Annotated in this window: 1 protein-coding gene and 1 pseudogene; one reads left to right on the forward strand and one right to left on the reverse strand. The window is 64.4% G+C overall.

Going from position 1 to position 1,106, the window contains the following annotated elements; genetic code table 11:
* The coding region (locus VPH46_RS16300; protein WP_416612912.1) for a hypothetical protein at nucleotides 1-288 on the reverse strand (288 nt) is incomplete at its 3' end.
* A gap of 187 nt (nucleotides 289-475) precedes the next feature.
* Between VPH46_RS16300 and VPH46_RS16305 the strand changes: the two are divergent.
* Nucleotides 476-1,106: pseudogene (locus VPH46_RS16305) on the forward strand (alpha-D-glucose phosphate-specific phosphoglucomutase); the annotation flags it as partial.

A 1,106-nucleotide genomic window follows, 5' to 3' on the forward strand; every position in this document is an offset into this window, starting at 1 on the left:
TAACCGCACACTCAGGCTGATCACCAAAGGCCAGAACAGCGTATTGGCGATGTCGCCAAGCGTATCCTCCCAGCGCATGCCGTAGAGCAAATAGTCCATCAGCTCATTGGCCGCCTCGGCGAAGAACACGGCGGCGAAGGGGATGAAGGTCGCCAGCGATCGGCCGCTTGCAAAGCGGACCACCAGCAGCACGGCAAGCCCGGCGTGGATGTGTAAAATGGTGTCGGGCAGGCCCGTGCCGTCGCCAATCCAATCGATCCAGGCATGATAGCGCGCGGGAAGGCTCATTCCCCTTCCAGACGCGACCAGAGATCGAAAGACAAGCAGGGAAATGCCATGCATGACGAAGTGTCGGCATGCATACGATCTGACACTCGCTGCGGCACCTGTGCGGCTGCCCTCGAAGGATCCTCTTGCCCCGCTTGCAGTTCCCCTTTGCGACTGCAAGGGGGGGATCCCCCATCAGGAGCCGTTCATGCCCGAGATCGCGACCACGCCCTTTGCGGACCAGAAGCCCGGCACGTCCGGCCTGCGCAAGAAGGTCACGGTTTTCCAGCAACCGCACTATGCCGAGAACTTCATCCAGTCGGTGTTCGACGCGATCGAAGCGCCGGCGGGCGCCACGCTGGTGGTGGGCGGCGACGGCCGCTTCCACAACGGGACCGTGATCCAGACCGCGATCCGCATGGCGGCGGCCAACGATTTCGGCCGGGTGGTGGTCGGGCAGGGGGGCATTCTCTCGACGCCCGCCGCCTCCAACCTGATCCGCAAACGCCAGGCATTTGGCGGGCTGATCCTGTCGGCCAGCCACAATCCCGGGGGGCCGGACGGCGATTTCGGCATCAAGTACAATGTCGGCAACGGCGGCCCGGCGCCCGAAAAGGTCACCGACGCCATTTTCGCGCGCACGACCACGATCGACCGCTACCGCATCGTCGACGCTTCCGACGTTGACCTCGGGACGCTAGGCGAGCAGCGCGTCGGCGATCTGGTCGTCGAGGTGGTCAACCCCGTCGCCGACTATGCCGCGCTGATGGAGCAGCTGTTCGACTTCGACGCGATCCGCGCGATGATCGCCAGCGGCTTCCGGCTGAGCTTCGATGCGA

Source organism: Sphingomonas sp. MJ1 (PH-R8), from assembly GCF_048058635.1.
Lineage (GTDB): Bacteria > Pseudomonadota > Alphaproteobacteria > Sphingomonadales > Sphingomonadaceae > Sphingomonas.